General features: G+C 63.2%; 5 protein-coding genes and 1 rRNA gene. 3 read left to right on the forward strand and 3 right to left on the reverse strand.

Annotated elements, in window-relative coordinates:
- Positions 1 to 13: 13 nt before the first annotated feature.
- Both MHZ91_RS20165 and MHZ91_RS20170 read right to left on the reverse strand, forming a co-directional pair.
- A complete protein-coding gene (locus MHZ91_RS20165) occupies positions 14 to 2,428 on the reverse strand; it encodes a DUF3772 domain-containing protein (protein ID WP_239215378.1) in 2,415 nt (804 codons plus the stop codon).
- A gap of 227 nt (positions 2,429 to 2,655) precedes the next feature.
- Positions 2,656 to 3,582 (reverse strand): LysR family transcriptional regulator, encoded by a 927-nt coding sequence (locus MHZ91_RS20170; protein ID WP_239215380.1) that lies wholly within the window; start codon positions 3,580 to 3,582, stop codon positions 2,656 to 2,658.
- A 247-nt stretch (positions 3,583 to 3,829) separates the two neighbouring features.
- Here MHZ91_RS20170 and MHZ91_RS20175 point away from each other — a divergent pair, with 247 nt between their 5' ends.
- Positions 3,830 to 5,347: an acetyl-CoA hydrolase/transferase family protein gene (locus MHZ91_RS20175; protein ID WP_239215382.1), complete on the forward strand. Its 1,518-nt coding sequence runs from the start codon at positions 3,830 to 3,832 to the stop codon at positions 5,345 to 5,347.
- Between the two features lie 156 nt (positions 5,348 to 5,503).
- On the opposite strand, the gene MHZ91_RS20180 is transcribed toward MHZ91_RS20175, so the two are convergent.
- Positions 5,504 to 6,427, reverse strand: a complete 924-nt coding sequence (locus tag MHZ91_RS20180) for a LysR substrate-binding domain-containing protein (RefSeq protein ID WP_175138309.1) — start codon at positions 6,425 to 6,427, stop codon at positions 5,504 to 5,506.
- Positions 6,428 to 6,716: 289 nt separating this feature from the next.
- Between MHZ91_RS20180 and MHZ91_RS20185 the strand changes: the two genes are divergently transcribed.
- Both MHZ91_RS20185 and MHZ91_RS20190 read left to right on the forward strand, forming a co-directional pair.
- Complete coding sequence (locus tag MHZ91_RS20185; protein ID WP_239215384.1) at positions 6,717 to 6,932, forward strand: isoleucyl-tRNA synthetase; 216 nt, start codon at positions 6,717 to 6,719, stop codon at positions 6,930 to 6,932.
- Positions 6,933 to 7,760: 828 nt separating this feature from the next.
- Positions 7,761 to 7,851: ribosomal RNA gene (locus tag MHZ91_RS20190) — 16S ribosomal RNA — on the forward strand; the annotation flags it as partial.

Genomic DNA, 7,851 nt, shown 5'->3' on the forward strand with positions numbered 1-7,851 from the left:
TGCATGACGGCAATCAGGGCGTGGCGGGCGGCGGGACCGCGACGGGCGCGGGCGCCTGCGCGGGTTCCGGCGCCGACGCGAGCAGCATGGTCGGCGGCGACGACACTTCAAGCTTGGCCTCGTCCAGGCGCTTGAGCACCGTGAACAGCAGCGCGCTGCGCACGCCGTACGCGGCACGCGGCGACGACACATAGCCCCTTGCATTGAAGATCAGGTGGCCTGCGTCGATACCGTCCAGGAAGACGTTGGGCGCCGGCGACTCCAGCACGTCTTCGTGATCCGCCAACGCCTGCAGCATCAGTTCACGCACCTGCTCGGCATCCGTCGACAACGGCATGGGCAGCTTGATCTGCACCAGGCCAAGCGGATTGGACCGCGTCACGTTGCGCACCGTTTTCGTCACGAATTCGGAGTTGGGCACGATCACCGTCGACCGGTCTCCCATCTGAATCTCGGTGGCGCGCACATTGATACGCAGGATGTCGCCTTCGACACCGCCCAGCGAAACCCAGTCGCCCACCTTCACCGGCCGCTCGGCCAGCAGAATCAGGCCCGACACGAAATTCTGCACCACCGCCTGAAGGCCAAAACCGATACCCACCGACAGCGCGCTCGCGATCCACGCGACCCGTTCCAGTCCGATTCCCGCGGCCGACAGCGACAACGCCACGGCGAGCACGAAGCCGCCATACCCAAACAGCGTCGCGGCCGACAACTGCATGCCCGGGTCCAGCTCCGTGGTGGGCAGATAGCGGTTGGATAGCCAGCGCTTGAGCATCTTCACGCCCAGCAGCGACAGCGCCAGCACGATCAACGCCTGCAGCACCGCGCCGGGCCGGATCTGCGCCTCGCCGATAGCCAGGCCCTTGCGGAGCTGGTCAAAGCGCTGCACCAGGTCCATCGGCGCTTCGCCGAAAGGCGCCAACACCAGAATGATGGCAAGCAGCGCGATGGCCACGCGACCCAGTCCGGACAGCAGCACCGCGGCCTGATCGCGCATGCTGGGCCCTTCGCCTTCACCGCCTTCGCGGTGCGCCGTGCCCAACAAGGTGCTGAAACCGTCCTCGACCAGCGTCGAGGCCAGGTAGGCCGACGCCAGCACGATCAGCACCCACAACACCTGCTTGACCAGGAAGCTGCCGAACGCCACGTAGCCGAGCAGCAGGCTGGCAAAGCTGACGATCAGCACCGTCCAGATTGCGGCCAGCATCAGCGAGACCCACAGCGGAATCGGCGCTTCGCTGTCCTGCATGACCTGGCGGCGCAGGCGGCGGCCGATGAACAGCACGGCGGCAAGCAGCGCCATGCTCAGCACGCCCACGATGCCGGTCAGGGTGATGGTCGTGGTCAGGCTGGCGTCCAGCAGGACGGGCAACCGTTCCGCGAGCCAGATCAGGACCACCAGCACGCCCAGCGTGCCGGGAAGCCAGCGCAGCCGGTTCGCCACGATGTCGCTGACCGGCGGCAGGCGCCAGGACGGACGATTGGTGGACAGCAAGGCGTAGCCCATCCCCGACACGAAGCCGCCGAAGCAGACCGTGGCTACCAGGTTGGTCAGGAGCGAATCGGTGCTGTCCGACAGTTGCGATCTCCAGTCCAGGCCGGTCTGGATGAGCAAGGCGATGACGCCAGGCGTGGCGACCGAAAGCGCCACGAGGGCCACCGCCAGAAACGATCGGCGCAGCCGTCCGGGCGGGACTCGGGTTGCCGTGAGCCGCAGCAGATACCGTCCAACCCAGACGCGCAGTGCAATTGCCAGACCGGCAACGACCGTCAGCAGCAGCCAACCCCATTTCGGCGTTTGTCCCACGGCGGTGGACAGGTCGTCGCGTAACGCTTCAAGCCGTTCCAGATCCCGGGGAAACTCCTGGCGGAATTCGGCCCAGAACTGGCCCGACAGGAAGGAGTCGCGACGCTCGCCCAAGCGTGCCTGAAACTGCTTGCGCCGCTGGGCTGAAATCTGTTCAGCCGTCTGGCCGGCATCCACTGACAGCAGCCGCGCCAACTTGATCTGCGCGTCCAGCGCGCGGCTGTTCTTTTCCAGCTGGGCGCGCTGCGCCGCCACATCCGGCGCTTCCTTCGCGCCGTCCGGCGGCGTGCCCAGTTCGCTCAGGCGTGCGGTCACGCTGGCCAGTTGCGGCGTCAGCGCTTCAGTTGCGGCGTCCGCCTTGGACTGGATGTCCAGCGCCTCGCCCCGCTGCTTGAGCAGCACGGCGTCGTCCGTTTCGTCGGGGACCCGCTTGCGGATCTCGTCAATCTGCTTGCGGGCCGCACCCAGAACGGCTTCGGTATCGGCGGGGGCGGCGGGCGGCGCCGCAAAGGCGGGCAGGAAGCAGAAGACCAGCAGCAGCGCAGCAAGCAGCGCCGCCAGGTTGGGCGCGCGGGCGAGGCGGGCGCGAAAGGGCTGAGTGGGCGTGGTCGGGATCATGTTTGTGGGGCGAGTTGCTCGCGTGGAGGCGGCAGCATAACAAGCCGCCGCCTCACCCGTTGCAACAAAAACTGGTGTTGCGTCCCCGTATTTTTAAGGGTGTCTGTTGGTGGGCTTGACCTCGCTAGCGGGCCGGGAAATTGGGGCCGGATTTGGCCGGCCAGATCAGCATGCCGACCGGCCATGACGGACGTCGCAACGCCTGTTTACCAGCCGAACGTTTGGATTCACTTCAACTGGCGTCCGGACGCCTGTGCAGCCCGCGTGCGAGGCTTGCCCAGCACCGCGTCGCAGACCTGCAACCATGCACGCGCGGCAAACGACAGGTAGCCGGACTGCAGCCAGATATGGCCAACCTCCCACTGGATGCCCGACTTCGCAAGCTTCGCGGTACTCAGGCCGCGGGTCTTCATCCGCTGCATCAGCGGTTCGGGCAAGAGGGCCACGCCAAGTCCTGCCGAGGCCATTGCCACCAGAAAATCCCAATGCGCGCTTTGCGCCGCGATGCTGGGCTGCAGGCCCGCATCGGCAAACGCCTGCCGCAACCGCCGGGTGATTGCGAAGTCGTCGGTGGGGATCAGCAGCCGCGCCTCGCGCAGCGCGCTCAGCGGCAGCGACGTCTTTCCGGCCCACGGCGCGTCTGGCGGCCCGATCACCCAGATCGGATAGCTGCCAAACGCCTGCGCGGCCAGACCGCCGTCGGGGGCGACAGGCAGGATGGTGGCGCCGACCTCCAGTTCGCCGCTGGCCACCAGGTTTTCGACCGCCTGGCCCGTGCCTTCGCGCAGGGTCAGGTGGATGCCGGGATGCAATTCGCGGAAGCGCTTCACAACTGGCGTGAACAGCAGATTGATCATGGGCGGGATACCGACCTCGAGAGCCCCGCGTCCCAGCTCCGCGGTCTGGCGCATTTCCTCTGACAGTTGGCGCATCGTCTCCAGCACTTGAAGGCCACGCTGGTACATGACCCGGCCGGTATCGGTAGGGCGGGCGGTGTGCCCGTCGCGGATCAGAAGCGGCGTGCCGGCTTCTTCTTCAAGTTGCCGGATCATCTTGCTGACTGTGGACTGCGTGACGAACAGCGCCTTGGCCGCCTGCGTGAAGCTGGCATGCCTGACGGTTTCCACGAAATACCGCAATGCGCGCACGTCCATGGGAAAGCTGACCCTCCGCGCCGTGCGCGAGAAAAATTCAAATGATGAAAAAAACGACTGGAACGGATGATTTTAAGTCATTACGAGATTTGCTCTCGGCTTCCTATACTGCCGAAAAATCGTCCCGGCGCCCGTATCCACGGCCTTCGGGACTTCGGGAAACGCCGCGTCAGACGGTGCCCGGGCGCTGCAGACCCCAGCCGCTACGCCCGGCCCTAAGCCGCCAGCCTTTGAATTTGGAGACACCATGCCTTTCGACCGGATCCGTAACGCCGACCTGCACGCCAGGATCACTTCAGCCGAACAGGCCACCTTACTGGTTCAGGACGGAATGACCGTCGGAATGAGCGGATTCACTCGGGCAGGCGACTGTAAGTCGGTGCCGGCCGCGCTGGCGGCGCGCGCAGAGCGCGAACCGCTGGCCATCACGTTGATCACGGGCGCATCACTCGGCCACGACACCGACAAGATGTTGGCGCAGGCCAATGCGCTGGCACGGCGTCTGCCGTTCCAGGTCGACACGACCCTTCGCCGCAAGATCAATCAGGGTGAAATCGCCTTCATCGACCAGCATTTGTCCGAAACGGTGGAGCAGTTGCGTGCGGGCCATCTGGGCCCCATCAACGTGGCCATCATCGAAGCCGCCGCCATCACGGAATCCGGCGCGATCGTGCCGACCATGTCCGTGGGCAACTCCGCGTCGTTCGTGCAGCAGGCCGACAAGATCATTGTGGAACTGAACATGAGCGTGCCTGCCGCCATCGAAGGCCTGCACGATATCTACGTTCCCGGCGACCGTCCCGCCCGCCAGCCCATCGGCCTGGTGTCTGCGGACCAGCGCATCGGTCAGACCTGCATCGAGGTCGATCCTGCCCGGATCGCCGCCATCGTCATCACGCAAGAGCCCGACAGCCCCTCCAACGCGCTGCCGCCCGATACCGAGACCAACGCCATTGCAGGTCATATCAACCAATTCCTGCGCGGCGAGGTGGATGCTGGTCGCCTGACCAACGCGCTGCTGCCGTTGCAGGCAGGCATCGGCACCATCGCCAACGCGGTGCTGCACGGGTTCGAATCGTCTGATTTTGAGAACCTGGTCATGTACTCCGAAGTGCTGCAGGACAGCGCGATCGAGCTGCTCGACCAGGGCAAGCTGGCATTCGCCTCGGCGTCGTCCATCACCGTATCCAAACCCGTGTACGAGAAGATCCTCGCCAACATGGAGCACTACCGCCAGCGCATCGTGCTGCGTCCGCAAGAAATCAGCAACGCACCCGAGATCGTGCGGCGCCTGGGCATCATCGCCATCAACACGGCGCTGGAATTCGACATCTACGGCAACGTGAACTCCACACACGTTGGCGGCACGCACATGATGAACGGCATCGGCGGCTCAGGCGACTTCGCCCGCAACGCCCATCTTGCGATCTTCGTGTCCAAGTCGATGGCCAAGAACGGCGACATCTCCAGCGTGGTGCCAATGGTGTCCCACGTCGACCACACGGAGCACGACGTTGACGTGCTCGTCACGGAATGCGGTCTGGCGGATCTGCGCGGCCTTGCGCCACGTGAGCGCGCCCGCGCCATCATTCAGAACTGCGTGCATCCGTCGTACCGCGACGCGCTACAAGACTATTTCGATCGGGCTTGCGCCCGTGGCGGCCAGACGCCGCATCTGCTGGAAGAAGCGTTCTCCTGGCACCAGCGGTTCAATGAAACCGACTCGATGCAGCCCGTCGCGGCATCGGCGCGCAAGGCGGCCTGAAGCGGGATTGAAGATTGACTGCCGCCGTCGCGGCGTCCGCCTGGGATTTCGAGCGAAGCGAAACCAGGCTGTTCCAGGCAACGTCCTGCGGGGCGCCGCGTTTTGGTCAAGGTAAAGCAGCCTGTACGCCGCTTTACCTTTTTTTTCGCCTGAGACCTAGCTTTCGTCCTCGGGCTTCGATGTCACAAGCGTCTGGCGCGACATCTCCAACTCGTCGCGCAGCCATTGCTTGAACGCATTCAGCGGCGCCCAATCCCGCAAGCTCGGCCGGTACACCAGGTGGTAGGTCTGCCCCAGTTCGTAATGCACGCGCACGGGCGACACCTGTACTAGCCGCCCCGCACAAAGCGCGTCGGCCGCCAGCAGTTCACGGCCAAGCGTGATGCCCAAACCCTGCTCGGCAGCCTGCAGCATCATCCCCGCATCATTGAACGAAGCCACGGGCGTGACCGGCGTCGGAAAACCGGCCGCCGTGAACCAATGCTGCCAAAGCTCGCGTTCGCCGAGCAAAGGCTGCCGCGCCAGCGTTTCGGGCGAATTGTCGGGCAGGGCCGCCAATGTCTCAGGCGACGCCAGCACGATGAGCGGCAGCGGCACATCAAACAGCGGCTCTGACTCCACCCCTGCCCACGGCCCTTGCCCGATCCGAAGCGCGGCATGGAATCCGTCCCGCGCCAGATCGACCACCTGCTGGGAAGTCTCGATCTCCAATGCCAGTTCCGGATGCCGGGCGCGCCACCGCGCCATGCGCGGCAACAGCCAGCGCTGCGCAAACGATGGCAATACCGACACGCGCAACCGTTGTTCGCGTCCGCTCGCGGCCGCGTTCGCCGCCATCAGCCCTTCGTCGAGCAACGCCATGGCGCCCTGCACGCTGCACAGCAACGCCGCGCCGGCCGAGTTCAACACGATGCCACGGCCGCTACGCTCGAAAAGCGGAAAGCCAATCTGCTCTTCAAGCACCTTGATTTGCTGGCTTACGGCGCTGTGCGTCAAGTGCAGCCGCTCAGCGGCGGCGCGCAGGTTCTGCAGTTCCGCAACAACGCGAAAAGCGGGAAGGGTATTCAGCGGCAACCGCATGGCAGGCCTATTCAAGAAATATTGGTCATCGTAGCTTACCGAAAAGGCCAAAACAATTCGATTTTCAGCGGGTCTTTGGGCGCTTACGCTTACCAAAACGGAACAAAAGGAGCCCGTTATGACCGCGCAACCTCTCATACCCACGTCTTCCTTGGTCGGCACGCCCCGCGGACCCCTGCCCACGGCCGGACCTGTCACGGCCGTAACGGTCGCGTCCATACCCGTTGCGCCCATACCTTCGCGTTCTGCACCCCTCGGGCTATCGCCCGCACTCCCTGCAACGCCTGCCGTGTTGGAGGCCGCGCAAGCGCCGGACCGCAGCTTCATCACGCGCATTTGGCACGCCTATCGCGCTTGGCGCAACACGGCGCGGATGCGCAACATGGCCCAGGACATGGAGCCGCACCTGCTCAGCGACGTGGGCGCACCCACATGGCTGATCAACGAAGCCAGCGTGAGGCGCGAACTTTCCCGGCTTCGCCACATTGATTACATCCGTTGGTAGTCCGGGATGGAGCAGCCGCGAGCCGCGGAAATCCTGCCCGAGGGCTCGGGGATACGTCCACTTGCGGCGCGTATATATATAGAGCGTCTATATATACAGCGCCAAGCTCGCCTCTCCAGGGAGAGCAACATAATTTGCGACACCCACATGACAGCGCAAAATTCTGTGCTATAGTCTCGCTCCTTCGCAGCTCACACAGTTTTTGAGACGCGAAGCCAAGCAAGTGCAACAGGCGAGGCGGGGCATCCCGGCATCACCTGCCGCAACGGCAATCAGAAATGAGCGCTCCGCGGTTATTGCAAAGATCGATGCAATTTAGGCAGAAGCCAGTTGCAAGACCTGCAAGAATTGTGCTATAGTCTTGGGCTTGGCAGTTGCTGAAAAATTAGGGTTTACCCTGATGTTTCGACAGCTGCTAGGGCAGGGCGAAAGTCCTGGCGGGACCTGAAGAGGTCGCAGCAAGAAAGCGAAGCAAAATGCGAAGCTGACTTGACAAGCGATAAAAACTTCTTCATAATCTCGTTTCTCTGCTGCAACGACAGCGACGACGCGAAAGCGAAGTTGGCCGAAGTTGAAGGCAGAAACCGGTAGTACAGAATTTAGCAGTACCGCTCTTTAACAATTAAACAACCGATAAGTGTGGGCGCTTGATGCGAGTGCAGCGGTTTGGGTTTCGGCCTGAATCGCAAGCACAAGAAATCAAGTGCTCACTAGAAGTGAAGTACCTTAGACGTCAAGTTTAAGAACATACCTCACTTCCTTTGAGTAGCGACGTATGACCTGGTTTGGATTTATCCGGACCAAGAATACGAAACAAATACAGAGATTAAACTGAAGAGTTTGATCCTGGCTCAGATTGAACGCTAGCGGGATGCCTTACACATGCAAGTCGAACGGCAGCACGGACTTCGGTCTGGTG

Origin of the sequence: Achromobacter sp. ACRQX (assembly GCF_022346505.1) — a bacterium.
Classification (GTDB): Bacteria; Pseudomonadota; Gammaproteobacteria; order Burkholderiales; family Burkholderiaceae_B; genus Achromobacter; species Achromobacter animicus.

Excerpts from the sequence above, each read along its gene's own strand:
- MHZ91_RS20165 (WP_239215378.1), bottom strand. The coding sequence starts at position 2,428 with ATGATCCCGACCACGCCCACTCAGCCCTTTCGCGCCCGCCTCGCCCGC.
- MHZ91_RS20170 (WP_239215380.1), bottom strand. The coding sequence starts at position 3,582 with ATGGACGTGCGCGCATTGCGGTATTTCGTGGAAACCGTCAGGCATGCC.
- MHZ91_RS20175 (WP_239215382.1), top strand. The coding sequence starts at position 3,830 with ATGCCTTTCGACCGGATCCGTAACGCCGACCTGCACGCCAGGATCACT.
- MHZ91_RS20180 (WP_175138309.1), bottom strand. The coding sequence starts at position 6,427 with ATGCGGTTGCCGCTGAATACCCTTCCCGCTTTTCGCGTTGTTGCGGAA.